Origin of the sequence: Sandaracinus amylolyticus (assembly GCF_021631985.1) — a bacterium.
Classification (GTDB): Bacteria; Myxococcota_A; Polyangia; order Polyangiales; family Sandaracinaceae; genus Sandaracinus; species Sandaracinus amylolyticus_A.
The window spans coordinates 150,199-176,660 of the sequence record NZ_CP070226.1 but is presented as its reverse complement, the minus strand read 5'-3'; the positions used below and the strand labels follow the sequence as shown (position 1 = coordinate 176,660).

The 26,462-nt window shown below is 68.2% G+C and carries 19 protein-coding genes and 1 pseudogene; 12 read left to right on the top strand and 8 right to left on the bottom strand.

Annotation, left to right across the window (positions count from 1 at the left end):
- The first annotated feature begins 17 nt into the window (after window positions 1-17).
- From I5071_RS46360 to I5071_RS46345, 4 genes are all read left to right on the top strand, one after another.
- Window positions 18-899 carry an AraC family transcriptional regulator gene (locus I5071_RS46360; protein ID WP_236607771.1) on the top strand — a complete coding sequence of 294 codons (882 nt, stop codon included), beginning with the start codon at window positions 18-20 and terminating at the stop codon, window positions 897-899.
- 243 nt (window positions 900-1,142) lie between these two features.
- Window positions 1,143-2,183 (top strand): hypothetical protein, encoded by a 1,041-nt coding sequence (locus tag I5071_RS46355; protein ID WP_236607770.1) that lies wholly within the window; start codon window positions 1,143-1,145, stop codon window positions 2,181-2,183.
- Window positions 2,180-2,809: a diheme cytochrome c-553 gene (locus I5071_RS46350; protein WP_206607058.1), complete on the top strand. Its 630-nt coding sequence runs from the start codon at window positions 2,180-2,182 to the stop codon at window positions 2,807-2,809. The genes I5071_RS46355 and I5071_RS46350 overlap by 4 nt, the downstream gene beginning before the upstream one ends.
- A gap of 332 nt (window positions 2,810-3,141) precedes the next feature.
- Entirely contained in the window at window positions 3,142-3,654 is a 513-nt protein-coding gene (locus I5071_RS46345) for a hypothetical protein (protein WP_206607057.1), read from the top strand.
- Between the two features lie 299 nt (window positions 3,655-3,953).
- Here I5071_RS46345 and I5071_RS46340 read toward each other — a convergent pair.
- Both I5071_RS46340 and I5071_RS46335 read right to left on the bottom strand, forming a co-directional pair.
- A pseudogene (locus tag I5071_RS46340) lies at window positions 3,954-4,532 on the bottom strand (DJ-1/PfpI family protein).
- 126 nt (window positions 4,533-4,658) lie between these two features.
- The gene (locus tag I5071_RS46335) at window positions 4,659-4,976 is read right to left on the bottom strand and encodes a WGR domain-containing protein (RefSeq protein WP_206607055.1); all 318 of its coding nucleotides are present in this window, start codon (window positions 4,974-4,976) and stop codon (window positions 4,659-4,661) included.
- Window positions 4,977-6,289: 1,313 nt separating this feature from the next.
- Between I5071_RS46335 and I5071_RS46330 the strand changes: the two genes are divergently transcribed.
- Window positions 6,290-7,639, top strand: coding sequence for a helix-turn-helix transcriptional regulator (locus I5071_RS46330; RefSeq protein ID WP_206607053.1), 1,350 nt, complete (start codon window positions 6,290-6,292; stop codon window positions 7,637-7,639).
- Between the two features lie 282 nt (window positions 7,640-7,921).
- On the opposite strand, the gene I5071_RS46325 is transcribed toward I5071_RS46330, so the two are convergent.
- A complete protein-coding gene (locus tag I5071_RS46325) occupies window positions 7,922-8,143 on the bottom strand; it encodes a hypothetical protein (RefSeq protein ID WP_206607052.1) in 222 nt (73 codons plus the stop codon).
- A gap of 620 nt (window positions 8,144-8,763) precedes the next feature.
- On the opposite strand from I5071_RS46325, the gene I5071_RS46320 reads away from it, so the two are divergent.
- Entirely contained in the window at window positions 8,764-9,678 is a 915-nt protein-coding gene (locus I5071_RS46320) for a hypothetical protein (protein WP_206607051.1), read from the top strand.
- A 1,209-nt stretch (window positions 9,679-10,887) separates the two neighbouring features.
- Here the strand turns inward: I5071_RS46320 and I5071_RS46315 are convergent.
- The 4 genes from I5071_RS46315 to I5071_RS46300 all read right to left on the bottom strand — a co-directional run bounded on the left by I5071_RS46315 (window position 10,888) and on the right by I5071_RS46300 (window position 17,013).
- Window positions 10,888-11,148 (bottom strand): hypothetical protein, encoded by a 261-nt coding sequence (locus I5071_RS46315; RefSeq protein WP_236607769.1) that lies wholly within the window; start codon window positions 11,146-11,148, stop codon window positions 10,888-10,890.
- A gap of 225 nt (window positions 11,149-11,373) precedes the next feature.
- Entirely contained in the window at window positions 11,374-13,056 is a 1,683-nt protein-coding gene (locus I5071_RS46310) for an MXAN_5187 C-terminal domain-containing protein (protein ID WP_206607050.1), read from the bottom strand.
- A gap of 235 nt (window positions 13,057-13,291) precedes the next feature.
- Entirely contained in the window at window positions 13,292-14,191 is a 900-nt protein-coding gene (locus tag I5071_RS46305; protein ID WP_236607768.1) for a PP2C family protein-serine/threonine phosphatase, read from the bottom strand.
- Window positions 14,074-17,013, bottom strand: coding sequence for a MopE-related protein (locus I5071_RS46300; RefSeq protein WP_206607048.1), 2,940 nt, complete (start codon window positions 17,011-17,013; stop codon window positions 14,074-14,076). Before I5071_RS46300 ends, I5071_RS46305 begins: the two co-directional genes overlap by 118 nt.
- Window positions 17,014-17,249: 236 nt before the next feature.
- Here I5071_RS46300 and I5071_RS46295 point away from each other — a divergent pair, with 236 nt between their 5' ends.
- The 5 genes from I5071_RS46295 to I5071_RS46275 all read left to right on the top strand — a co-directional run bounded on the left by I5071_RS46295 (window position 17,250) and on the right by I5071_RS46275 (window position 22,077).
- A complete protein-coding gene (locus tag I5071_RS46295; RefSeq protein ID WP_329611190.1) occupies window positions 17,250-19,337 on the top strand; it encodes a protein kinase domain-containing protein in 2,088 nt (695 codons plus the stop codon).
- On the top strand, window positions 19,337-20,260 hold the full coding sequence (locus I5071_RS46290; RefSeq protein WP_206607046.1) for a hypothetical protein: 924 nt from the start codon (window positions 19,337-19,339) through the stop codon (window positions 20,258-20,260). Before I5071_RS46295 ends, I5071_RS46290 begins: the two co-directional genes overlap by 1 nt.
- Before the next feature lie 227 nt (window positions 20,261-20,487).
- Window positions 20,488-20,886: a VOC family protein gene (locus I5071_RS46285; RefSeq protein ID WP_206607045.1), complete on the top strand. Its 399-nt coding sequence runs from the start codon at window positions 20,488-20,490 to the stop codon at window positions 20,884-20,886.
- 4 nt (window positions 20,887-20,890) lie between these two features.
- A complete protein-coding gene (locus I5071_RS46280) occupies window positions 20,891-21,574 on the top strand; it encodes a helix-turn-helix transcriptional regulator (protein ID WP_206607044.1) in 684 nt (227 codons plus the stop codon).
- 53 nt (window positions 21,575-21,627) lie between these two features.
- On the top strand, window positions 21,628-22,077 hold the full coding sequence (locus I5071_RS46275) for a TfoX/Sxy family protein (RefSeq protein ID WP_206607043.1): 450 nt from the start codon (window positions 21,628-21,630) through the stop codon (window positions 22,075-22,077).
- 194 nt (window positions 22,078-22,271) lie between these two features.
- On the opposite strand, the gene istA is transcribed toward I5071_RS46275, so the two are convergent.
- Complete coding sequence (gene istA, locus I5071_RS46270; protein ID WP_206607042.1) at window positions 22,272-23,822, bottom strand: IS21 family transposase; 1,551 nt, start codon at window positions 23,820-23,822, stop codon at window positions 22,272-22,274.
- A 434-nt stretch (window positions 23,823-24,256) separates the two neighbouring features.
- Between istA and I5071_RS47170 the strand changes: the two genes are divergently transcribed.
- Window positions 24,257-25,663, top strand: a complete 1,407-nt coding sequence (locus I5071_RS47170; RefSeq protein WP_419249705.1) for an RCC1 domain-containing protein — start codon at window positions 24,257-24,259, stop codon at window positions 25,661-25,663.
- The last annotated feature ends 799 nt before the right edge of the window (window positions 25,664-26,462 follow it).

The window sequence follows — 26,462 nt, the reverse complement described above, 5'->3', positions numbered from 1 at the left end:
GATCCGCGCGTGCACGCATGATCGGCCGCGCCGAACTGCTCGCGTGCCCGCCCTCGTTCACGGGTCCCCGTGATCGGGCGGAGCTCGACCTGAGCTCGACCCGGGGCTTGGCCATCGAACGTGGACGCTGGCTCCGCGTGTCGTCTGCTGGCGTGGACCGGCTTGCGTGTCACGCGGCCGTCGTGCTGGTCGGCGTCGAGCGAGATGTTGAAGTGACCCTCTCCGACAATCGGGTCGCCCGCGGCCGGGCTCTGGTCGTGAAGCCCGACGTCGGTTTCAGCTCTTCGTGCGTGGGTACGACTGTCACGGTCCTGTGCGATCTCGATCGCGCAGCCCGAGGATGGATCAGCAGCTCCGATGTCGAGATTGCGCCTCTTTCGAGGACCACGGAACTGCTCCGTTACGCCAACCGGGCTGCAATGCAGCCTCAGCGCCCCGACATCGAACTCGCGACGTGTATGGAAGAGATCGCGACGGCGGACGTCGTGGGCGTCCACCGGCATGACGCGATCATACGACGCATTCTGCTCGCCGCCGCGAACGATTCCATCTCCGACTGGAACGTGGAGCAAATGGCCGCCGTAGCGCGCGTGTCGCCCACGCACTTGCGCGCGACGTTCCATCGCGAGATCGGGCTGACCCCTCGGACTTGGCTCCGCTGGACCAAGATGGCTCGTGCCTTCGAGATGCTCACGCGAGCGACGCCCATCGGTCTCGGTGTGGCCGCTCTGGAAGCGGGCTTCGCCGACCATTCTCATTTCACTCGGACCTGCGTTGAGTTCCTCGGTCGGACTCCGTCTAGCCTGCTCGCTCGCAATCGGGACGACAGCGACGATTTGACTGACCCGCCCCACCGCTGTCTCGCTCAGTCGTGTTCCGACGGTACGTCCTCTGAGTGACTACCAATCAAGCGGATCAGCTTCGTATTCGCGAGAGTTCGAGTACCTCGGTGGAAGCGTGTTTCGGCCGGGGCTCGTCCGGTGGTGAACGAACAACGGGAAGACCAACTGTGCCGCGGGCCCTCCCGTCGGTGTTGCAGGCGGAGCGTGCGTCATTGAATGCGTCGGGGGCGATTTCTCATGCGACGGGTCGGAGCGGTGAATGACTTTATGTGTGTGGGTCGTGCGCTCCGCGTCCTAGGCTTGCCCGCCGCGCTCGCCCTCGCGTGCTCCCTAGTCGCGCTTGCGAGCAGCGGAGCGCCGGTATCGCAGGTCGCGTTCAATCCTCCCCTGACGCTGCGCGAGACCGGACTGTACGCGGACTGGGAACGCTTCGAGACCGCCGAAGGCATCTTCTCGTTCTCGCCGCAGTATCCGCTTTGGACCGATGGTGCGTCCAAACGCCGCTTCATTGCGATACCTCCTGGTACCGCGGTCGACGCCAGCGACGCGGACGCGTGGCGCTTCCCTGTAGGCACGCGGATCTGGAAGGAGTTCTCGTTCGGGAGGCGCGTCGAGACGCGCTACATGGTGCTCGGTCCCGACGGCTGGCGTTACGCGACCTACCTCTGGAGCGAAGATGAGCGCGAGGCCGTCCTCGCGGATCCGCGTGGTGGCGACATCGCAGTCGACACGAGCACCGGGGCGCCGCACGCCGTCCCGAGCACGAGCGATTGCGTGGCATGTCATGGCAACGGCGAGACGCCGGTGCTCGGGTTCTCCCTCCTTCAACTCTCGCCCGATCGCGATCCCGGCGCGCTCCATTCTGTTCAGCGCGCCGAGGACGTCGATCTCGGCGAGCTCGTGCGCATCGGCGCGCTCGTGAACTTGTCCGCGCGGTTCCTCGCTCGCCCGCCCCGGATCGCCGGACGCACCCCGACCGAGCGCGCTGCGCTCGGATACCTGCATGGCAATTGCGGGCACTGCCACCGTGCAAGCGGCGCGCTGAGCCCTCTTGGGATGCAGCTCGCGCACGAAGGCGCTGCGCTGCCTGAGCCGGCGCTCACGACTACAATCAACAGGACCAGCGGCTTCGCGCTCCCCGGCGCGCCGCACGCGCCCGCGCGCCGAGTCGACCCCGGCCATCCCGAAGCTAGCGTGGTCCTCGCGCGGATGAGCGCCCGCGACCCGCTCACGCAGATGCCTCCGATCGGAACGCACGTCGTCGATGGCGAGGCCGTTCGCCTCGTCGCCGACTGGATCCGTGAACTACCCCCGTCACGCCAACTGGAGAACGAGCCGTGAGAGTCAACTTCCTGATCATCCTCGCACTTACCCTCACTGCATGTGACGAGACCCCGCCGGAGCTCGGCGGAGCAGCGGGCCATGAGGAGAGTGGCGGAGCGCCGGTCACCGCGCCTGATGCGGAGGATCGCGTCGCGCGTGGTCGGTACATCGTTAACGCGGGCTTGTGCGGAGATTGCCACACGCCGCTCACGATGGGCCCGAGCGGTCCCATCCCGGACGCCTCGCGCCTGCTGTCGGGTCATCCGGAGACCATCGTCTTGTCGGCCGCACCCTCGCTGCCGCCCGGTCCGTGGATGGCGATGGCATCTGACACGATGACCGCCTGGTCGGGCCCCTGGGGCATGACGTTCACCGCGAACCTGACGCCCGATGAGGAGACGGGCCTCGGTCGGTGGAACGAGGAAACGTTCATCGCGACTATCCGCAACGGCCGCCACATGGGCGTCGGGCGTCCGCTGCTTCCGCCGATGCCCTTCCAGCTCATCGCAAACTATAGCGATGACGACCTCCGTGCGATCTTCGCATACCTGCAGTCGATTCCGCCGGTGCGCAACCGGGTTCCCGACCCGATTCCTCCCGTCACTGCCGCCGGCGCCGCAACGTCCGACAGCGTCGACGGCTGACCGAGTCAGCCCGGCTCTTCGAGCTCGATAGCTGCGTAGGGTTCGAGGTTGAAGCGGCCGCGGCCGGTGGGCGGCAGCTTCAGCCCGGCCCTCTTCTGGAAGCGGGCTTGCGTCGCCCGCTTAAGCCGAGCCCCGTTACGTGCGGTTTCGACCGACACGGCGACATCGACCCCGAGATGAGAGCCGGGAGGCTGGCGGACGCCGTTAGCGAAAACTCAAGATCGATGTCACTGACGGATTCAATCGCTCGCCCGCAATTACTCCCCGGCCGTGCGCGTGACGTCTCACTTGCGAACGCGGCGAATCGCACGGTGTCTTCGAGAGAAGGAAGCATGAACGAGCGCATTCATCTCTTCGTGATCGCGATCCTGGCGGCGCTGACGGTCAGCGCGTGCCGTGACGATGGCGCGCCGGACACGCCGCGCAGCGGCGTGCCCGCGGAGATCGCGGGCGAGTGGTTCACCGGAACTCTGTCGACGATCCAGTACTACAACCGTGACAACGGCGAGTGGCTCGACCCCTCCGGTGAGGGTTTCTATTTCATCCTCGATCCCGATGGGTTCTACGAGACTGGCGCGGTGATTACGTCGACCGTTGCCGGCTGCACGATGCGCCTGCTCGGAACCGAGGTCGGCACGGTCGTGATCGAGGGCGACGAGGTCACCGTGCACCGTCACTGGGTGAAGACGCACGTGACGAACAGTTGCGGGAACAGCGGTGAGCGCACTCAGGGTCAAGAGACGCGCACGATGTGGTGGTCGGTAGAAACCGACTCTTCTGGCGTGGAGTGGCTAGTGCTCGATCACGGCGATGGGACTTCGGAGAGATATCACCGGTGGGAGTGAGTAGCGCGGAATGGGCGTCGTGAGGCCCGGAGATGCCCACCTCGACGACCGCGGCGAGCTCGGCGGCGGTGCCGGGCACCAGCACGGCGCGGCAGAAGGTGAGGCGAGTCGGTGTCTCCGATGCCGAAGCAGAAGCCCCACGTGCACGAGGTGGGCGGCGGAGGCGGCTCGTTCGCGGGGCCGCGCGCAGGCTGAACGCGAACGAGCCGATGCCGCGCGCGTAGAAGCCGAGGCCGAACGGCGAGAGCAGGCGGACCGCCGGACCGATCGATCAGCGCGACGCGCGAGAAGCACGCTGGTCACGATTGCGGCGTGTACTGGCGGGACGGGAGGGGGCGAGCGTCGAATCCGAGACCGCGGCCGACAGGTTGGACGGAGCGCAGGACGATCTCGCGCTGCTCGGCGCCGGCGAGCTCTTCGATGATCCAGCCGACGAGGTCGATCGCGGCGAGGCAGCCGGCCGCCCGTCGCGATCGTGCCCTCGCGCACGAAGGGCTCGTCGACATCGACGCGAGGCGATCGCGTTGCGTGGGGTAGGTCGTCGCGCGCTTGCCTTCGAGCAGACCCTTCGACGCGAGGAGGAGCGCGCCCGAGCACATCGATCCGATCCGCTGGCGCGGAGGATCGAACGAGAGCGCGCCGGCGAACTCGGTGCCCTGCAGCTTCGGGCGCAAACCGGGACCGCTCGCGATGATGACCGCGTCGGCGCGCGCCGCCTCTTCGAGCCGGCCGTGGGTCGCGATCGAGAGCCCCGCGATCGACGTGATCGATGGCGCGTCCGCCAGGATGCGCACCTTCCACCCGGGCGCGTCGACGCGGTTCAACAAATCCCAGGGCAAGAAGACGTCCACGTCGGTGAACCCGTCGAAGGCGACGATCTGTGCCGCTGACGAAATGCCGAACGTCTGTATCTCAACTGCGTTCGGCGGCTGCCCGAAGATCAGCGCAGGCGCCACATGGAATTCGTCTTCCGGTGGATCGTTCGGACGCTGCGCACGCGCGATTCAGAAGCCCGGAAACGCGAGCTGGCGCGGACTCCGGCGAGCTGCACGGCGAGCTGCCATCATCCGACGCACGAGCGCGATCGCTACGGGGTCCGCCGCGATATACCCGCGCTGCTTGCGTCGCTCGAGGAGCGCGGTGCGAGCAACGCTCGCCGCGGCGAGCGAGTCGAAGGCCTCGACTTCGCACCGGCCCTCCGCGCCAACCCGGCCCCAGCGACGCACGAGCTCAGCGCCGCCCATCGGGACCTCGCGCAGCTCGATCACGAAGAATCGGAAGCGGTTGCGATCGGCATCGACGCTCACGAGCTCATCGCGCATGCGCGCGCAGGACGAGGGCTCCCCACTGCGACTGACGCGGGCTCCGCCGCGGGTGTCCGCTTGTCAGAGCCGCGAGCCTCCGTGCGACGATGCTGGGCACGAGGTGCTAACCGTGCGGGAATCATGACATCGACACCGGGACCGGCGCGCCACCGCGTCACGCGTGCAGCGCTGCGAGTCATCGGGCTCGCGAACGCGACGATCACCGCCCGTCGCCGACACCGCGATGCGTCCGCCCGCCGCGCCGTCCTAGAGCACACCGCTGTCCGGCGAGCAGAAGTACTCGCCGTCGTCCAGCTCCGCGGTGCACGCGCCGACGCCCGTCGCGGTGATCCTCGGGCGGCGGGCCCGATCGCTCGTGCGAGACGAAACAGCCCGACAGCGCGAGCGCGAAGCACGCGGAGAAGCGAAGAAGACTCGACATGAGCGCGCGGGATCGGCACGTCGCGTGCCACCGAACAACCGGTTCGGCATCGCGAGCACGTCGGGCCGCTCGACCTCGACGAGCTCGACCTCTTCGTGAATTTCCCTCACGCAACGGCACACTCTGTCCGTCCGCGATGGGCGGCCGACGAGGGCATCGGGCGCGCGTGCTTCGGAACGGAGTCCGGCAACCCCAACATCCCGCACTGCGACGTCGACGCCGAGTGCGCGGAACTCTGCGAGGGCATCACGGAGCGCTCGGGGACGACCACCGGCTGTATCGACGTCACTCCGCCCAGCGACGGAGAATGAGCATGAGCAGCAGACTCCGCACCCTGGGCGCGCCGCAGCCTCGCGTACGCGATGATCTGCGCAGCTTCCGTAACAGCCGCCCGGGCCGCATGCGCTATGGGCGCACGGTGAGCAAATGGCTTCCGCACCATAGTCCGTTTCGTGCTCGCCAGCTGTGCCGGGCGGGCTTCGACGCTCGCGAGAATTTCAGCGGCGGTTCAGGCGCGCGCCCCCATCGTTCGCCCGCTCTCGCGAACGCTCCGTGTCGCGAGCGGGGGAGATGTAGCGTGCTGTCTTGGGAGAGATGGACGTGTTCTTCCGCGCATCGCGCGGCACGCGGCCTGCTTGTGCGGCGCGCGCCGCGACGCTGGTCGCGCTGATCAGAGTCTAACGTTCCGAGTAAGCGTTCTCGCTTGCGATCCATGCAAGCACTCGCCGATGCGATGTGTCACGCACTAAACAGCCTGGCGAGGCTGCGACTAAAGTTGGATTGACGGCGCGAATCGGGTCCACGTGCGTGCGATTTGCGCGACGAACATTATTGGCTCTCGTGGGCAAGATGAGCACCCGATAGCCTCGATGACGCGCGCGGCGGTTCGGTGAGCGCGATCGAGGCGATGCGCTTCGCCCTCGCGCGCTGGGACGGCGCCGGGCTCGCGCGCGCGGCGCGCCTCGCAGAGGGCGCGCGCGGAGAGCTTGAGACACGTCTTGCGACGCTCTGGCTCGCGTGGTTGCGCGGCACGCCGTGGCGCGAGGAGGACGCGGCATCGATCGAGTCGGATGCAGGAAAGCTGCGCGCTGCAGATCTCGTGATCGACGGCGCGAGCACTCGCGCGATCGCGCTGCTCCACCAGGATCGTATCGAGGAGGCGATCGGCGTCGCGCGCCGGGCGGCGCGCATGGCGAGCACCGAGGGGCTGCGCGGCCCGCACGCGCTCGCAGCAGTGACCCTCGCGCGGGTGCGCGCGGCGGCGGGACAGCCGGTGCACGCGACGCGCATCCTCGAGTCGCTCGGCGGATGGGTGTCTCCCGCATGGTCGGGGTGGCTCGCGTGCGAGCGCTTGCTCGTGTCGGGCGCGATCGGGACGGGGACCGAAGCCGATGACGCGTGCCCGGCGGCGCGCGCAGCGAGTGCACTCGCCGCGGTACTCGAGGCCGCGATGCGCGGCGATCGTCGCGCGTTCGACACGAGCGCCGCGAGCCTGCGTGTGACGACGGCGGCGCTCGGTCCGATCTCGCGCCGCGCGCACGCGATGACGGGACTGCTCGATCCGCACCTCGATCCCGACACGCTCGACGAGGACGTCGCGGAGTTCGTGCGCGGCGAGGGTGCGTCCTTACCGCTCGGGCTCGGAGGGCTCGGCGTGAGCGGCGCTCACGACGACGCGACCGCGTGGATCCTACGCACGCCGCGCGGCGCGGGACGCCGTGTGGCGCGTGCCGGCCTCGCGCTCGCGGGCGCGTCGCCGATCGTGGCGACGCAGCGACGCACGGGTCGCGAGGACGTCGCACTCGCGATGCTCGCGCTCGCGGGCGACGAGGGCGTTGAGTACGCGCAGCTGCACCGCCGCGTGTACCGCACGCCCTACGAGTCGGGGATCCACGACGCGACGTTACGCGTGCTCGCGCATCGGATCGGTGCGCGCCTTGGCAGCGCGGGCCGCGTGCAGGCGCGCGCGGGCCGCGTCGCGCTGATGGTGAGCGAGGCGGTCGTGGTGCCCGACCCGAGGTGTGCGCTCTCGATGGAGGATCGCGTGCTGAATGTGCTCGCGCGGCATGGGCGATCGACAGCGCGCGAGGTCGCAGCCGAGCTCGATGCTCCGCTGCGCACCGTGCAGCAGGCCCTCCGCGAACTCGTCGAGGACGGGGCGTGCCGCGAGGAACCGCAGGGCAGGAAACTCGAGTACGTGGTGGAAGACACGGCGTATAGCGAGCCCACCGGCGTCTGAAGATCGGTCGAGGACCCGCAACGCGACAGCATCGCCCGGTCGCGAGGAGCTGGTGGGCATGGCGCGGCCAAAGACAGGCGAGGCGATCTGCGCGAAGTTGAGACGGGGCGCGACCGCGTCGCGCAGCTCGAGCCACGCGAGCTCGGCGCACCGCCGCTCGTCGCGCGTCCTCGCCTCGCTAGTCCGCTGGATCCACTCGGGGATCGCGATCGCGTGCACGCGCTCCAGATCTCGCGCGCTCTCGATGCGCAGCGGGACGCGCAGGCGCGCCCCTATCCGCGCTCAGCCCAGCAGCACGTACTTCACGTAGATTCCGACCCCGAACAAACCCAGGAGCACGTTTACCCCGGCGCCCACGACGCGATCCCAGGGCTGCGGGAGCAGCGTGAAGATCGCGAGCACTTTCACCTGGCGAAACGTCCCGATGGGACGGCCGATCGCGATCGCGCCGTTGATCACCGTCCACGCCACGAACGCCAGTGTCATGACCACTGCGCCAATCATCTCGTTCTCCTTGCGATTCTTGGATGTCCGAGCCGTTGAGGGCCTGCAAATGCGGATTGGTCAGCTCGACAGCGACGCTCGCGCAGATCGGGTCGGCGGTCCCGCCGCCTCCGCAGCCGACGGCGAGCGCCAGGATGATCGCGGCCATCGCCCGAATAGCGGATCCCACGCAGAAGCTCTGTAGCGGCGAGTGCGCCGAGTAACGCTCGGGGGTCGCACAGTCAACGCACTCGCCAAGCGGCTAGAGGAGCACGTGCTGGGCCAGTGCCGGCCGGTCCGGATCGCCTGCGCGGTGAAGCGCGTCGCGTTTCCGCATTCGCCGACTCGGCCGTGAGCGCGCTCTCGCGACGCTCCGGAAGCTGCTCCGTAGGTTCGTGCGATCGATCGCGGCCACGACGGGATTCGTGCGCACGACGAGGCCGTGCGCGCGATCGGCCGCGGCGTGTGACGACGAGACCGCACTGTTGCGGTTTCCACAACAGGCCCGCTCACACGGCGTGTCACGGTGAGCGATCAGCGCTCGATATCCATCAACCGACCTGCTCGCTAACAATGGAAATGGTTTCGGCGCACGCTGGATGAGGGCGGTCGAACACGCTGGATGAGGCTTTCGAAGCTCGATGGCGTCGCGTTTCTCGATCTTCTCACATGCGCAGGAGCGTCGCTCAGCGATTGGAACCCGCGCCTGCGATCCGGTCCCGTTCCACACCGCGTGCGCCGAAGGCCTGGTCTGCGATGCGCGCGCGCGCCGCTGCGCGCGGCGGTTGGTGCTCGGCGAGCCGTGCTCCGGGTTCTACGACTGCGAACCCGGCGCGAGCTGCGTCGCGGGCGCGTGCGTGGAGCTCGGTGAGGAGGGCGCGCTCTGCACCGAAGATCTCTGCGGCCTGCTGTTCACCGAGTGCAACGCCACGCGCGGCGCCCCGAGCTGCGCGGCCGGTCTCGTGTGCATGATCGGCGAGCACAGCGACGGGCGACGGTGCCAGCGCCCGCGGCCCGATGGCGCAGCGTGCATCAGGCAGCCCCTCGAGCTCGGCATCGACGATTGTGCGGACGGTCTGGTCTGCGCGGCCGAGGACGGCGCTGGCCGTGGCCGATGCGTCGCGCCCGCCGCGATTGGCGAGCGATGCGATCCGTCAATCGGATGCGCTCCGGGCGCGCGGTGTGTCGTCGACACGTGCATCGCCATCGTGCGCGCCTCGAGCGCGTGCGAGCGCGACTCGGCGTGCGTCGCGGGTTCGCGCTGCGTGGACGGGCGCTGCGTAGAGTCGCGCGTGATCGGCGATGCGTGCGACGCGAGCACTCCGTACGCGCTCGGGGCGTGCATCGACGGACGCTGCGCGCTCATCCCGTTCGGCCAGGAGTGCGATCCGCTCGCATGGGGCGTCAACGACTGCGCGAGCGGCGTGTGTCGCTCGGAGGAGATCGGCGAGTCGGAGCGGTGCCTCGCGCCGCAGCGGCGTGGCGGACTATGCCCGCACGATCACGAGTGCGCCGCGCCGTTCGTGTGTCGCGCCAGCCAGTGCGTTGTGGAGTGAGCGTTAGCGGATCGCGCGTCGTGCCGCAGCATCGAACGTCCGCCTGCTCGAGCACGAGCTCGGCTCGATTTGGGACGCCGCCGGCCGCGCGCTCGCGCAGCTCAACGCATCGACCGTCGTGCATGCTCCGGTGTCAGCGCGGTGAGAGGATGCGTTGCGTATGAGCGAGCACGACGGTGGGATCGAACGCGCGATCGCAATGATGGGGACGATCTCGTCCGGACCGTGAACGAGTGGGCCGCTCGCGACCCGATGGTGCGATTGCGGTCTTCGTCTCCGCGCACCGAGAGCTCTACGGCGCATTCGATGCGCCATTCCGGCTGAAAGCGACCGTGAACCCGGGCCAACACACGGTGTCGTCCGGCGGCGTGCACGGAATCGAATTCGTGCTGAACGAGCTGCGACTCGTGCGCCGCGTCGAAAAAACTCGAGTGACCGCCCGGCCGCTCGTCCTCGGCGTCAGTAGGGCACGCCGGGTGCGCCGACCACGCCTCCGGAATCGGCCGACCACGACCGCTCGCCTTGCTCGCCCACGTGCGGGCGAGGCGAGTGCACGCGGGGAGGTCTCGCTCACGACGATGTCGTTCAGTCGCTCTCATTGACGGAAGGATCGAAGAGCGCGGTCTGGCTTTGAAAGGATGTCGATGGATGAAATCCAACGCACTGGTGCATTGGCCGAGTCCCAAGCCGCCAGCGCAGGGATCGGTTCTCGGTCGCAGCGCGCGTGCCCCGGATGTGACGCACAGGGCGCGCGCGGCGGCTTCTGCGCCCGATGTGATGAGGAGAACCCGTGCGCTCGCAGACCCCGCGATGCACTTTGATCCCGGGCAGCTCTCGTGCGTTTCCTCCGGCGCAGCTCGCCCTGAGTGAACGCGCGCGACAACGGCATGATGAGCTTCTTACGACGACGCACTGTAGAGCGGGTGCTCGCTGCGCCACGGTAAAACCGACCGTAGTTCAGCTGGTTCGCGCTCCGCGCTTCCGTGCGCGGCTGTCGCGACGGTAGCGCGAGAATCCCCGCGGAGGCGCGGGAGCAACTCCCGAGCGGACAGGACGGACTTCGGTGACGACGTGGACACTTCACGCGCGACGAGACGCCGCGCGCGTGCCGCCGCCGGCGTGTCCGATCTCATCAACCGGGGCTCGACGATGCGCGTGGCAGTGCTCGCGTAGTCTCGACCACGAACTCGGTCGCCCGAGCCGACGTCATCACAGAACCGAACCGACAAGAGATTCACGTACGTCGCGCAGATACGCCCAGGCCTCGATGCCGTGGAGCTGACAGCGTGCACGCGCTCCAAAGCGGCGTGGCGATGGACTGGCCTCGTGGCGCGTCGCCGAGCGCACCGGGCGACGCCCGCTCGCGCGCTGCGCGCGTGATCGGTGCGGCGACCGGATCTCCTCCGGTCGTGCGACCGACAGAAGTAGACCGCGCTCGAACGTGGTCGTCGTCTCGACGTCGCGCTCCATCGCGTGGGCACTCGATTCGCGGGGTTGTGAAGCAGCTCGGCTGCGCGCCGGGTCCGTCGCGCGGGGACGAAGACGTTCGAGCAAGGCGGAGCTCGTGGCTGCGTCGGCCCCGTCACTCTCTTCGCCGACGCGATACCGGTACCACATCCTGCGCGCCGCCTACCGCGACGTCATCACGCTCGCGAGAAGGCTGCACCCATCATCGATCTACGAGACCGTCAACAATCAGTTCCCTGCGGGGACGACGGTCACGACCGTCTTTCCGTTCTTCACCTGGACTTCGAAGTTGACGCGCCGGGGCCCGTGCGACTGCACGTATTGCGCACGACTCCGCTCGAGCACCGACACGAATCGCTCGTACGTCAGGCCCTTCGTCGATTCTCCGCGCCGGTGTTTGGTCGCGACGTACTCCTCGAAGACGTTCATGAGCGCTGCGTCCGCGCCCGGCGGCACGAGTGCGTCCCGGCTCGCCCGAAGGAGATCTGCTGAAGGCCGCGCGATCATCGTCGCGTCATATCCCTCGTCCTCGTCGGGATCGATCTCCGATTCCTCTTCGGGATCGTTTAGGAGCGCGATCGATGGGATCGTCGATCGCAGGGAGTCGACTGTCGTACGCGGCGGGATCACAGCCGCGCTCGCCTCGTTCGCCACGACTGCGGGCGCTGCAGCGGGCGCACGGACGGGCGTCGTCGCGTGCACGGCCGACGTTGCGTCTGGCACCGAGGCACGCACTGCGGGCGACGGGGTCGGCGCGACGGCGGGCGTCGTAGGGGGCACTGGCCCGAACATCTCCGCAAGGCGTTCCGCGCGCACCTTCTCGATCGCGGCGTTCACGTCGCGCGCCGCGAGGCGCAGCGGCCCCGAGAAGATCGCATCGTCGAGCTGAAGGCACTCCCCGGAGTCGAGGCGGCGTGTCGACTCACGGAACGCGGCGAGCTGACGTTCGCTCTCCCACCACAGCAGGAAGCGTCCGAGCGCGAACGCGAGCACAGTGAAAACCACGAGGACGCTCCCCGACATCGACGCGAGCGCGCCGAGCCACTCCGATGCCGATACGCGACCGAACAGCGCGAGCGGCGAGGCGAGGCGGGGCACGACGCGGTTCACGACACACCCGACGTCCGATCCCGGCGCGGTTCCCAGCGGCTGGTAGAGCGCCGTCTCTCCGTTCGAGGTCGCGACAGGGATCGGGGCGGCCGGAGCAGCGGTCGTGTGCGCAGCGCCGATCACTGCCTCAAGCTCTGCGGTCTGCGTGCGGGCCGCGGTTCCACCGCTCGATGCGCTCGCGATGACGCGCGTTCCGCGGACGATCGTGACACCGGCTTCGCCGAGCCGAGTCGCCATCAAGGTCGCGAGCGCCTCGTCCACGCGCTCGCCATGAGCGATGGTGCCGAGATGGCGTTCGCCCTCGATGATCGCGCGGGCCGTGACGCGATAAACGTCGTCGCCGATCAGCCAGAGATCGCCACCCGTTCGTCCGGTGGACGCATCACGCAACATCTGCCGCGCGCGAGCGTCCAGGTCGCCCGACGGCAGACCGAGCTGCGCGAGGATCCGCTGCTCGGCGTCGATGACGACCACGACGTCGCCTGCTGCGGCGTCGAGTTGGCGATTGCGGAGCTCGACCGCGCCGCGCAGACGCGCGGCGCGGTCGAGGGTTGAGCCCTGCGCGACGCCCTCGCGGAGGAGCGCGCGGATGTCCGGTGCGGACGCGATCGACTCGATGGCATCGAGCTGAGCTCGGTCGTCCGCGATCCACTCGCGCACGTGGGCCGCGTCGCCTCGCAGGGTCTGCTCGACGGCACGTTCCGCACCGCGATCGATGGTGCGCACTGCAACCACGCAGAGCGCGAATCCCGTGGTGAACGCAGCGGTCAGCAGCGCAATCCAGCTTCGAGAGAACATCATGAGTGCGGACTCCGAATCTCCTCGCCACCCGCGCGGTGAACGCGACGATCGGTCGAGGCCTGTTGGTCACGACGGGCTCGCGAACGCGCATGACGGCAGCCGCGTTTCGACGCAGCGCACTGAACACACGCAGTTCGCACAAACGGCAACGCACGTGCCCAGTCCAGGCGCCCGCGCGATGCAGATGGCGCGCACGGGCGCGGTGTCGCCGTCGCCGCCGACCGTCGCGCGCTCGTCACGCGAGCTCCACGCAGACTGCGGTGACGTTGTCGCGGGTGCCCGCGGCGAGCGACGCGTTTACGAGCGCGGCCGCGAGCACCGCGATTGGCTCGCGGCGAGCGCGATCCTCGATCGCTTCGTCGGTGAGGACGTCGAGGACGCCGTCGGACAGGATCAGGTAGCGATCGCCTGGCTCGATCATCTCGACGCGGCCGTCCGCGACACTCTGCCCGTCGACGCCGAGCGCGCGCGTGAGCATATGCGGCGAAGGTGGCACGCCGCCGTTCGCTGCGAGCGGCAGCGAACCTGCCCCGGACTCGGCGAACGTGTGATCGCGCGTCATGCGCTCGATCCGACCATTGCGCCACCGGTAGACACGGCTATCGCCGACGTGCGCGATCACCACGTACGTGCGACCGAGCAGTAGCGCCGCGACGGTCGAGCCCATCTCCGCGATGCGCCCGCTCTGGCGCGCACAGATCCGGCGATGCGCAACTCGGATCGCGTGATCGAGCTGGAGGCACGCGAACGCCGCGTCGTCGAGCGGATGGGTCCGGGCGCGAATCGGGGCGTGATCAGCCAATTGCTCCGAGAGCGTCTCCACCACGATGCGCGACGCGATTTCGCCTCCGTCGTAACCACCCAGTCCATCGGCGACGACGAAGAGGCCCGACGCGTCGTCGGCACAGCAAGCATCCTCATTCGTGCGGCGGCGTCCGGGATGCGTTGCGCTGCTCGACTGGCAACACGACGACGCGGTCGTGAGAATCGGACCGAGTGCCCTCGACATGCTCGCCCTCACGGTCCGACGTCGAGTCGGAACGGCCCGGATTGGCAGCTCGCGAGCTGCCCGCTGTCGACGAACACGTAGTAGAGGCCCGGCTGGAACGTGCGCGTCAGCGTGGGTCGCTGCCATGCGCATCCGCCCCATGTGCCGTCGGGCGGTGTGCCCACGTCGTCCGCGCACGCGAGCTGGTTCGTCGCAGTCTGCTCCGGCGTCGGGTTCTCGCAGATCGACCGCAGGTAAATGACCGCATCAAAATCCGTTTCGGAGTTGTAGCCGCTGACCGTCAACGTCTGTGGACTGGGCACGACGAAGTAGAAGACGCGATCCGGTCCGTTGCCCGATCCGGCGTAGGGACAATCGCTGCCGTCGGCATAGTGGAGATCGTAGTTGTGCGTAAATCCCACCGTCGTGCCGCGCGTGCTCGAGCCGAGCGGCACGAACGTCGGATTGCCGCATCGGTCGGACTCCGTTCCGACCGGACTGACGTAGATGTCCACAGGTACCGTCGCGGTGGTGCCAGCGGGGGTGTCGACGAAGAGCTGGTACGTCCCAGCTGCGAGATTGGTGAGGTGCAACATCGAGGTCGGCAGTCCGTCCGCGTCATCGTTGCACGAGACCTCCGTGCCGCCGCACGCGCAGCGCCGCACGTAAATCGTGGTGTTCACGCCGAGCGCAGCATGCGTCGTGATGAATACGTCGGAAGCGGAGCCGAGCGTCAGCGTCAACGTGCGCTCGGGGCCACCGGTACTTCCGCACGAGCCGGTGTGTGAACCTGAACCGGACAGGGTGAGAGAATAACGCCCGCCCGGTCCCGTCACGGACGTCGCGCCGCTGCACGCCACGCATCCGGAGCAACCGTCGTCGGCGACTCCGTCACAGTTGTCGTCGAATCCGTTGCACGTCTCGCCCGGCGGCGTGCAGGTCGCCGACAACGTGCACGTCGCGCCACAGCTCCGGGTGCCCGCCGTGCCGCAGCTCGTCGTGCACGCCGCCGTCGTTCCGGCGATGCAGCCGAATCCGTCGTCCGCAACTCCGTCGCAGTCGTCGTCCTGTCCGTTGCAGATTTCGCTGGGCGGCGTGCAGCTCGAGGGCCAGCCGCAGGTCGCAGAGCAGACACGCGTGCCCGACGAGCCACACGACGTCACACACGTACCGACGCGTCCGGCACAGCACGTCGAGCCGTTGTCGCAGGTGCCGTCGCAGTCGTCGTCGAGCCCGTTGCAGGTCTCGGCTGGAGGAATGCACGCGCCCGGCGTGCATGTGCCGCTGCAGGCGTACGTGCCCGTCGATCCGCAGGTCGTCTCGCACGTCACGGTCGAGCCCGCGCAGCACATCGACGTCTCGTCGCAACCTCCCGTGCAGTTATCGTCGCGGCCGTTGCAGACCTCGGGCGGCGGCGTGCACGCACCCCACTCGCACCCGTTCGTGCACGTGCTGACGCCGGTCGTCCCGCAGTTCGTCGCGCAGGTCCGCGTGGAGCCCGGCACGCACGTGAATCCGTCGTCGGGAGCGCCGTCGCAGTCCTCGTCCTCTCCGTTGCAGATCTCGGCCGGAGGCTCGCAGGATTCCCAGCGGCAGCTCGCGTCGCAGCGACGCGTGCCCTGGCTCCCGCATGTCGTCGTGCACCGCTCCGTCGCGGCGACCGCACACTCGACCGTCTCGTCGACGCGCGAGTCGCAGTCGTCATCGACTCCGTTGCAGCCCTCGATGGCGACGCACGCGCCGTACGCCCCGCACCCATCGAGGCACGCTTCGCGGCCGGGTGTTCCGCATGACGTCGTGCAGGCCCGATCACTGCCGCGCGCACAGTTGAATCCGTCGTCGGCGACTGCGTCGCAGTCGTCGTCGACTCCGTTGCACGTCTCGACCGGCGGGGCGCACTCCGGGCCCCACGTGCAGGACGCGCTGCAGGCCCATTGACCAGTGGATCCGCACAGCGTTCGACACGAGTCGGTTTCGCCGGGCACGCAACCGAAGTCCTCGTCGGTGCTCCCGTCGCAGTCGTCGTCCACTGCATTGCATGCCTCGGCCGGCGCGGTGCACTCGCTCCACCCACACTCGCTCGTGCAGGTCTCGACACCCACGGTGCCGCACGCCGTCGAGCACGTGCGCGTCTCGCCGCGACAGCACTCGAATTCCTGATCGCACTGCTGATCGCAGTCGTCGTCGAGCCCGTTGCAGGTCTCGGGAGAGCCCGGGAACACCATCACGTTCGAGTCGTTACAGTCGTCCGCGGACGCGCCGCCGATCGCGGGACACAGAGCGTCTCCGTGCCCGTCCGCGTCGGCGTCGCGGGTGACGTGCGCGCACTCGCCGTTTAGCTCGTTCTGGCAGCGATCGGTGGTGCATTCGTCGCGGTCGTCGCAGTCGATCGCGGTGCCGGGCGCGCAGCGGCCGTCGACGCATCGCTCCTCGCCGTTGCACGCCGCTCCGTCGTCGCACGTCACGTCATCGAGGCATGCACGCCCCGGACAACCGTCAATCGGGTCGCACGTGGTGCCGACCTCGCAGATGGAGCTGTCGACGTCGTGTCGACAGATCATGTCCTCGCAGCGGTCGACCGTGCAGTCGATGCCATCATCGCACTGACTGGCATCCTCGCATCGCTCGATGGGTCGCTCGCACGTCCCCAGCACGCAGTCGATGCCTTCGGGGCACTCGACATCGATGCAGTCCGGGCTCAGCTCGACGCTGACGTCCTGAACGGTGCCCGACACGAACGCGGCGCGGACGACTCGCCGCAGCACCCGGACGTTCTCGCTCCCACCGCGGCGCGCGACGATCGTGATCTGAACGCTCTCGTGCTCCGCCGCGCCCGGCAGGATGTCGAACGTGTGTGGAAAGCCGCGCGTCAGTGCGAATCGCTGATCGCGAAGACTGGACGCCGTCGTCCCGACAACCCTGACCTCGAGCGCGTCGACCTGGGCCGGCACCGCAAGCGAGGACGTCACGTGCACACGAATCGCGGTGGGACGAGAGCAACTCGCGAGAGCGATCGCGAGAGATGCAAGAGCGACGAATCGCGTGCTCGCATGAGCGAACGATTCCAGGGTAGATGCCACGTCGACGACGGCGTAGCAGCGATCGTTCCGCGGCGCGCGCGTGGATGATCGGCTCCAACGGCTCCGTTTTCGCGGGGATCGATCGTTGACGCACAGACAACACCGTCGTCGATCAATCAACGCAAATGCACGCGGATCGTTGCCGCTACCGCTGCATACGTGCAGGCACTCGCGTTGCACCACTTGGGCAGGTGTCCATGAAGCGAGCGCCTGGTCCGCGATTGCTCGGGTCCGCGCCACCGCGCGAGCGGCCGGTGGGCGTGCTTCCTCGAGTGATCCAAGGCGCACGGCGCCCCGATCCTCCCCCTCCCCCCGACAGCGGTGCTGAGCGTGGCGCCGCGGACAACATGGAGATCGATGTGGACGTGGAGGAGAGGAGCCCGCGTATCGCTCCTCCGTCGCGACCTCCGCCTCCTCGGCTCCCCGCGATCTCGACGCTCGGTCGGTACGAAATCCTGGGTCGTGTCGCGTATGGCGGCATGGCCGAGATCTTTCTGGCGCGTGAGACGAGCAAGGTCGGTGCGGCTCGCCTTCTGGCCATCAAGCGCATTCTCCCGCACGTCGCGAGTGACTCCGACTTCGTCCGCATGTTCTTCGACGAGGCGCGCCTCGCGATTCAGCTGAACCATCCGAACATCTGCCATGTCTACGAATTCGGCGAGGTGGATGGTTCGTATTTCCTCGCGATGGAGTGGATTCATGGGGTGTCCCTCACGAAGCTGATCCGTCGCGCGCGCGCGTCGGGTGGGCTGCCGCCCGAGCTCGCGGCCCGGATCATCGCTTCCGTCGCCGACGCGCTTCATTACGCGCATCGCGCACGTGACGTGAACGGCGTTCGGATGGGCATCGTCCACCGCGACGTCAGCCCGCAGAACATCATGATCAATTATGACGGTCAGGTGAAGCTGCTCGACTTCGGCATCGCGAAGGCAGCGAGCCACTCGACCAAGACCGAGGCAGGGACGATCAAGGGCAAGCTCGCGTACATGTCTCCCCAGCAGTGCCTCGGAAGACCTCTCGACGGGCGCGCTGACGTATTCGCGCTGGGAGTGTGCCTGTTCGAGGCATTGACCGGTCAATCGCTGTTTCGACGAGAGACCGAGTACGAGACGATTCGCGCGATCATCGACGAGCCGACACCGTCGCTCCGGCAGCGCGCGCCGGGTATGTCCCCCGACCTCGATGCGATCATCCAGCGTTCGGTGATGAAGGATCCCGCGGATCGGTATTCGACCGCTGCGGAGATGCAGGCGGATCTCGAGCGCTGGATCGCATCGAGCGGGAAGATCGTCACCGCCGAGATGATCGCTGCGATCCTCGAGGACCTCTTTCCCGATCAGGTGCTCTCGGGCCCGTCGCTCGAGCCGGTGCCGCTCGGGCAGTCCACGCACCGGCGAGCACACGACTCGGTGCTCGGGCTCGCTTCGGCGTCCGAATTGCGCGACGCGGCGGCGGACCTCGTTCCGTCGGCCGCACTGCCGGCGCCGAGACTCGCACACACTGGCGTCGCGGTGCCTGTCGTCGTGGGGTCGACCGCGATCGTGCAGTCCGCTGGCGCGCCGACCCGCGCGCGGGCCGGACCGACGCTCGCACGTGTGCTCGGCGGGGGTGCGGCGCTCGCCGCGGTCGGCGTGCTGGTGTGGCTCGCGCTGCGCCCAGGTCAGGTAGAGCCTGCGGTCATACCGAACGTCGCCGCGTCGGCGGTCACGCAGCTCGCCGCCCCTGCGGTCGCGGAGCGCGAGCGTGCCGTCGTGATGCCTGCGGAGCCTGCGCTGCCTGAGCCGAGCGCAACGGCAGCACCGGAGCCCGCTGTCATTGTGGCCGCGCCGAGCGAGCCCGGCGCGACGGCTGAGCCGACAGCCAGTGACGTGACCGCGCCGGCGCCCGCCGATCCGTCGTCGCGTGTGGCGAGTGCGCCGACTGCGCCCGTTCCACCGGTTCCGCGCGGGCGGGATTCGCGGTCGTCGCGAGAGGCGGAGCGCGCGTCGTCGAGCGCGACGGGACAACTGTCGATCAACACGAGGCCCTGGTCGCAGGTGTTCCTCCGCAATCGACTGCTGGGCAGTACGCCCATCGCCGAAGTGACGGCTCCTGCGGGCGACATCCGCCTGCGGTTCGTGGACGAGTCTGGCGCGAGTCACGTGCGCACGGTCCACGTCGAGCCAAACGGCGAGACCCGGGTGTTCTTCGAGCTTCCTCAAGGTGGAGAGTGATGACGCGCCGAACGTTGCGTGTACCGAAGTTTGTCGTGCTCGCCGCGCTCGCGGCCGCGACGATCGCATCGTTCGATATCGTGGTCGCGCACGCGCAGACGCGGCCGCCGGACGAAGAGCTCGCGGAGATTCGCGAGGCGCTGCTGCACGCGGAGTACCGCCCTGCACTGCGCCGCGCGATCGCCTACCTCGAGCGTACCGATCTGTCGGCGTCGGATCGCAACGCTGGTCTCGAAGTACTCGCGATCATTCACATCGCATTGCGCGACGACGACGCGGCACAGGCGGTCTTGCACGAGCTCTTCGAGCGTGATCCCGGGCACCGCATGAGTGACACGGACGCCGGGCCGATGGTGCGCTCCGCGTTTGTGCGCGCGCGCGAAATGGCGCATCCGGTGGCAGTGCGGCTCGAGGCGGAGCGGTGCTCGTTCGACGATACCGCAGACACCTGGACCGCGGAGGCGCGCGTCACCGAGGCGGTCAGCGCTGTCGCGACGGTGCGCGCGATGGCGCGACACCAGGGAGATGTGGAGTGGGCGACGGCGGAGCTCGAACTCGCTCCGGACGGCGAAATTCGCGTGCGCGTCCGCGCGAGTCCCGGCGACGAGCGACTCGTCGAGTACCACTTGAGCGCACTGTCTCCGAGTGGGGCGACGTTGGGTCAACTGGGCTCACCGGAGTCTCCGATCGTGTGCAATCCAGAGGAAGAGACTGCTCCTCCCGACGCGCTCGTCGTGGACCCCGATCTCTCGCCGCCTTCTGGACCGGTCGACCAGGGCGCGCAGATGGAGTGGTGGCCGTGGCTCGTGGCGGGAATCGTAGCAGTGGGAGCTGGCGTCGGCATCGCGGCAGGTGTCGTCGTCGCGGAGGAGTCCGCACGACCGTCGCTTGGCGAGATCGCCCTGCCGCTCGTGCGATTCTGATTGAGCCGCGACGCGATCGCGGTCGCACATCGGATCGATCACCGTCGATGCGGACGATCGCTGGTTTTTAGCGCGCCGCGGCGGGTAGGGAGCTGCGAACAGTTCCACGCGCTCGGGGTCCACACGAGCCATGCCGCGAAAAATCTCTGCTGACATGACGCTGTCAGCAGGGGGTCGCTATCACACCGGCGCGGCCGACAAACACACGCGCCGCGAGGAGATCACCCATGTCGATCGAGTCGCTGATTCCCTGTGTCCTCACCAATCGGATCGAAGAGACGCGCGCGTTCTACCTCGAGCACTTCGGGCTCGAGCTGACCTGGGACTCCGAGCACTACATCGGCTTCCGTTCACGCGACGCGAAGCGCCCCTTCCAGCTCGCGTTCCGCGCCCCGCACCCCGGAGAACCGACCTTCGCAGGTGGCTTGAGCTACGCGTTCGAGGTCGCCGATGTGGACAAGGAGCACGCGCGGCTCACGCGCGAAGGCGTGCGCGTCCTCGGCGCGCCGAAGGATAACCCGTGGGGCGATCGCTCGTTCGTCGTGCTCGACCCGAATGGGGTCGGGCTCTACGTGAACCAGCCCATCCCCGTCGCGGCCGAGATGGCGGCGTTCGTGCGAAGCTGACCGCGTGCGTCGCGCGGATCGGCTCTTCTCGTTGGTCCAGCTCCTCCGTCGGCGTCGCCTCTCCACCGCGGCGTGGCTGGCTCACGAGCTCGAGGTCTCCGAGCGCACGATCTACCGCGACGTGAAGGACCTCGTCTCGTCCGGGGTGCCGATCACCGGCGAGGCGGGTGTCGGATATGCGCTCGAGCGCGGATTCGAGCTACCGCCCCTCACGTTCACGCGCGAGGAGCTTGTCGCGCTCGCGCTTGGCACGAGAGTCGTGCTCGCGTGGGGCGATCCCGACCTGGCTCGCTCCGCGAAGACCGCGCTCGAGCGAATCCGTGCGGTCGTCCCCGACACGCTCCGAGCCGTGCCCGAAGAGACGACGCTCTCGGCGCCAACGTTCCACGTTCGCACCGAGCAGCGCCGCGGTCTCCGCGAGCTGCGCGCCGCGATAGGCCAGAAGCGCAAGGTCCGCCTCGAATACGTGAGGAAGGATGGACGTGCGGACACACGGGTGATCCGGCCGCTCGGGCTCTCGTTCTGGGGCCACGCGTGGTCGGTCACGGCGTTCTGCGAGCTGCGCGAGGACTTCCGACATTTCCGACTCGATCGAATCGCTGCGCTCGATGTGCTCGAAGACGTGTTCGAAGACGAGCCGGGCAGGACCCTCGGCGACGTCCTCCGTCGCATCGAGCGCGAGGTGTGATAATGAGCGCGAGACTCCATCGCGCGCACGCGCAAGAAACGAAGTGGCGAGCCATGTCAACCCCGAAATACGCTGACCTCGAAGCGCTCCGCAGTCTCCTTGAAGACGCCTCTATTCCGCTCCCGAAGGTCGCCCAGAGGCGGATGTTCGGCTGCGATGGCTTCTTCGCAGGAGATGAGATCTACGGTCTCATCTGGAAAGCGGGCCGGATCGGTCTGAAGTTGCCCGATCGAGCTCACTACGAGGAGCTTTTGGCGACCCCTGGGGCCGTCCCCTGGACTGCAGGCGAACGGACAATGGCCCACTGGATTCTCGTCCCTCCGACATTTCATGACGATCCCGTGTGCCTCGCCGCATGGACCAAGAGAGCCCACACTGCCGCGCTCGCCGGGCCGCAGGCAAAGCCGAGCAAGCTCAAGCGCACAACGGCAACGATGGACGCGGCGAAGAAGCCCGCGAAGCGGCCGGCCGGCAAAGCGAAGAATAAAAAGCCGCGGACCTAGCGAGATCGTTCGCCGTGATAGGTCGACGCACGCACACGACGATACCGGTGCTCCCTCGCGTCGACGATGCCCATCGTCGACGTGAGGGCCGTCGCTCACGCTCGTGATGCCCATCGTCGGCGCGATTGGCGTCGCTCACGCTCGTGATGCCCATCGTCGGCGTGACGGGCAGCGGTCACGGTCGCCGATGGCCATCACCCAGCGTGAGCGATCGTCCCGCATCCAGCGTGCGCGGTAACAGTGGTGCGCGCGGTTGCGCCTCGCGCGTGCGGTCGAGCTCGCGCTCGACCTTCGCTCGGGTCGCTCGACGATAGTGCCTCGCGCACGGCGCTGACGGTCAGCGTGCCTCGTACGACGGCACGCGAGATCGCGGCGCGCATCGCGTCGTCGTCGTGCTCCTCGTACAGCGCGTAGAGCCGCTCGACGTGCTCGGCAGAGCGCGTCGGTGCGCGGTGCGTGAGCGCAGTGAGCAGCGCGAGCGCATCCGGGCCGAGGCGCAAGAGCTGCTCGCGCATCTCGTAGAGGCGCGCTCGCGCGCCGTGCACCGCCGCGAGCTTGTCGGCGCGATGCTGCGGCAGCGACGCGGGCGGATCGCCGGGCTTGCCGCGCACGTGCTCGGCCTCGTAGCGACCCGCAACGATGCGCAGTCGATCTTCGTAGACGAACGCAGTGCCGGGCACGTTCGCGGCCTGCGGCGGCATCGAGTACGCGCGTCCTTCGAACATCACTTCGGCGGTCGGACCGACGAACACCGGCACGCGCAGCGCCAGCGTTTCGGGAGTCAGGCGCACCGGGCGTAGACGCGGCAGCTCCTTCTGACGGCGCGCTTCCGGAATCTCCGACGTCGCGCGACTCGGCGTCTCGAAGTTCACCTGACGCACCCACGCCGCGAGCTGTGCTTCGAGGTCGCGCTCGTCCGCGAACTTGCGCCACTTGAAGAACGAGCTCTTGACCCACTTCACCAGCTGCTCGACCGAGCCCTTCTGATTGCCGCTGCGCGGCGCGCACATCTCCGCGCCGACGCCGAGCTCGAGCATCACTTCGGCGAACGTCGTGTTGAACTGCTCTACCTCGCGACCAGGTCCGCTCTTGCTCACGATCGTGCGCGGTCGATCGAACACCGCGAGCAGCGGCACGCGGCCGAACTCGTTGAAGTGCCGGACGAGCGTGCGCACCAGCGTCTCGACGCGCTCGTTCGGCACGAGCGTCACCGCGACGAAGCGCGAGTACTTGAGGCGCGATGCGAAGAAGTGAACGCGCTTCTTCGTGCCATCGACGAAGCGCACGTCGACGTGTCCGAAGTCGTGCTGCGAGAGCTCGCCGGGCAGTCCTTCGAACCGAACGACGGGCGCAGTGCGCGCGGGACGAGATGCAGCGACCAGCGCGTAGAACGCGCTCTTGCCGCCGTCGTAGCCCTTGTCGAGCGCGCGTCGCAGCAGCTCCTGCGTCGGCAGCTCCGGCTCTTCTTCCAGCCATGCGCGCACGTCGTCGGCGAACGGTGCGGTCTTCGACGGTCGGCCGATGCCGCGCTTGCGATGCTCGGCGCGATCGTCGACGTGCTCGACCGGCGCCTCGTCGCGGATGCGCTTGATCGTCGCGATCGACGCGCCGGTCCGCTCCTCGATGACCTCAAGCGGGATGCCGACCGAGAGCAAGACCTGAATCTCATGGCGCTTGAGCAGGGGAAGCATGTCCCCCGCGCCGCGCCCGTCGGCTCCACTCACCGCCACCGTCCCGAACAGCATGGCGCCATCGCCATCACCAGCAGCCTCATCCGCGCTCCCTCCTCCGAGGGAGCTCAGATTTTCCGGAACGATTCAGCTCAGATTTTCCGGAACCACCAGCGCGGATATGTGTGGGCGCCTCGAGGCGCTCTGTGATCGGTGCCGGCTACCTGCGAGGCGCAGTGCGACGAGGACGCCGATCGAGAGCAGGGCCGACATGGCTGCTCTGCGTGTTGATGCACAGACAACACGGTTGCTGAACGCGAAACCCACTCGCAGGCAACCACGGTCGTATTCGGACCACGGATTGAACTCGGTCCGCCGAGTTACGTGGTCATGGCCCCAATTGTTCGCGCGTCGGACCTTTGGCACGCGCTTCGCTCGCGGGGCACCGTGTGCCGACGAACGACCAGAAAGTGCAAGATCAAAGACCGCGAGAACTCGCGTTCATCGCGATGGCAGCGATCACGCTCGCCAGCACCGGCGGTTGCTTCCTTTCTCACCCGCGCCACACACGCGAGGCCGGGCCTGACGGTGGCGAATTCGATCGCGAAGACGGGGGCAGCGTTGGCGTGGACGCCGGTAGGGTCGCAGACGGCGGTGATGCCGGCCGCAGGGACGCGGGTTCACCGGACGGCGGCGGCAGTGGGTGCGACCTGGGGACGCGCGAGCATTGCTCTTCGTGTGGGGACCACTGCAGTTGGATGCGGTGCAGAGATGGGCAATGCGCCGATCCCATCCAGGTCGTGGTAGGACGCGAGCACTCGTGCGCGCTACGTAGGGACGCGACGGTCGTATGCTGGGGCGACAACGCACGAGGGCAACTCGGGAACGGGAGGTCGGGGCTCCGTTCGGCGACGCCCCTAGAAGTTCGCGTGTCGGGTGGCACGGTTCTGGAGGGCGCGGTGCTGCTCGCTGGTGGCTACAAGCACACCTGCGCCCTGCGCAACGACAGTTCCGTGTGGTGTTGGGGATCGTCAGAGTACGGCGAGCTCGGGAACGGGATGTCCGGGCCGGAGGCTCTCTCGCCTGTGGCGATGCCGGTCTTGCATCGCGACGCCACAGCGTTTTCTGGAATATCCGCTATCGCCGCGAAGGGGAACTACACTTGCGCGCTGGAAGCGGACTCTGCCCGAGTCTGGTGCTGGGGAGCTAATTTCAACGGCGAGCTCGGCTTCGCTCCTGACGGGGCCTCGCACGAGGCGCCAATCGAGGTGCCGGGAATGGCTGACGCGGTGGCTATCGCGGCCGGGTACAACCACGCATGTGCACTCCGTGCCGACGGCTCGGTATGGTGTTGGGGGTATGGCAGAGATGGCCAGCTCGGGAACGGCAGCGCGGCGTGGGCGCCGGCATCACCAGTGCTGAGCGCTTCTCCTGGGACAGGCGTGCTCGACGGCGTGACGGCGATTGCCTGCGGAGGTACGCACACCTGTGCGCTTCGCAGCGGCGCCGGCGCGGAGCTTCTCTGCTGGGGCGGTAACCACCTCGGGCAGCTCGGGAACGATCGCAGAGGCGAGAGCGCTCTACGGCCGGTCATCGCAAACCGGTTCACCGTGCCGGCGCGCGCTTTTGCACTGGGCTACTCGACGACCTGCGTCGCGGCTCTAGACGGTACACTCTCGTGCGTCGGCGCGGGGTCCGAAGGGCAGCTCGGTGACGGCGGTAACACGTCCTCGGCAATGCCGGTCCGGGCGGAACTCATTGATGTTCTACAAATTGACATCAGCCAGTGGCACGTTTGCGCCGTGACCGACGCTCGCGAGGCTTGGTGCTGGGGCAGCAATAGTCACGGGCAGGTCGGGGATGGCGATCCGTCGGACTTGGACCGCCTGCGTCCAACGCTCGTTGCGTCGCCCTGATGATTGGCAGTGTACACGACCTCCCGCACCGGAGGCGTATCCCACCCCGCGCAGGGTAGCGTCGGTGCTGCGGCGGCGGTGCTGCTGCGGCGTCCCTTCGAGCTGGCGCGCATCGTGAGCGCAGCGCTCTGGGTGACCGCGCCCATAGCGCACCGCCGGAGCCTCGCGCTCGTCGGCGTGCTGCGGCGCCGACCTCGAGCGCTGCGCAGAGCGACCCCCCGACCGTTCTGCAGAATGCTCCGATGTCGAGATCGGGACGCGCTCGCGCGCGGCAGCTCCGCGAGATCGAGCGCGTCGCGCACGTGCCGTCGGGTCCGACCGCTTCCTGCTCGAGCTCGATCCCGCCCGAGCTCCTCGCCGATCAACCGCGCGATCGAGGCCGAGTACCAGAAGAAGCTCGGCGCGCGCGGATTCGGCGCGTTCGTCGAAGCGCCGCGCGCGCTCGCGTGATCGACTTCCGCCGCGAGGGCTCCTGCATCACGGGGCTTCCCCTCGCACCGTGAGCTCGTCGTCGACAGCCACCCGGACACATCTGGTGGTGCTCAGGGCGGTTCCACGTGGACGTGTTGATCTCGACGCGCCGCGCGCTCGAGGCCGATCTCGCGCTCGCCCTGCCCTGGGTCGCGTTCCCCGACGTCGCGCGACCGCGAGATGGTCGACGCGGTCGTGCCGTGGCCGGTGAAGGTGCTGCTGCGCTGGTGATGGCAGCCCGAGTACGAACGGTTCGCGGACGGGCTCCGCACCATCGCCGTGGGTGCAGCGTGAGCGTGCTGGTGCTCGGCGCAACGGGCATCGTCGG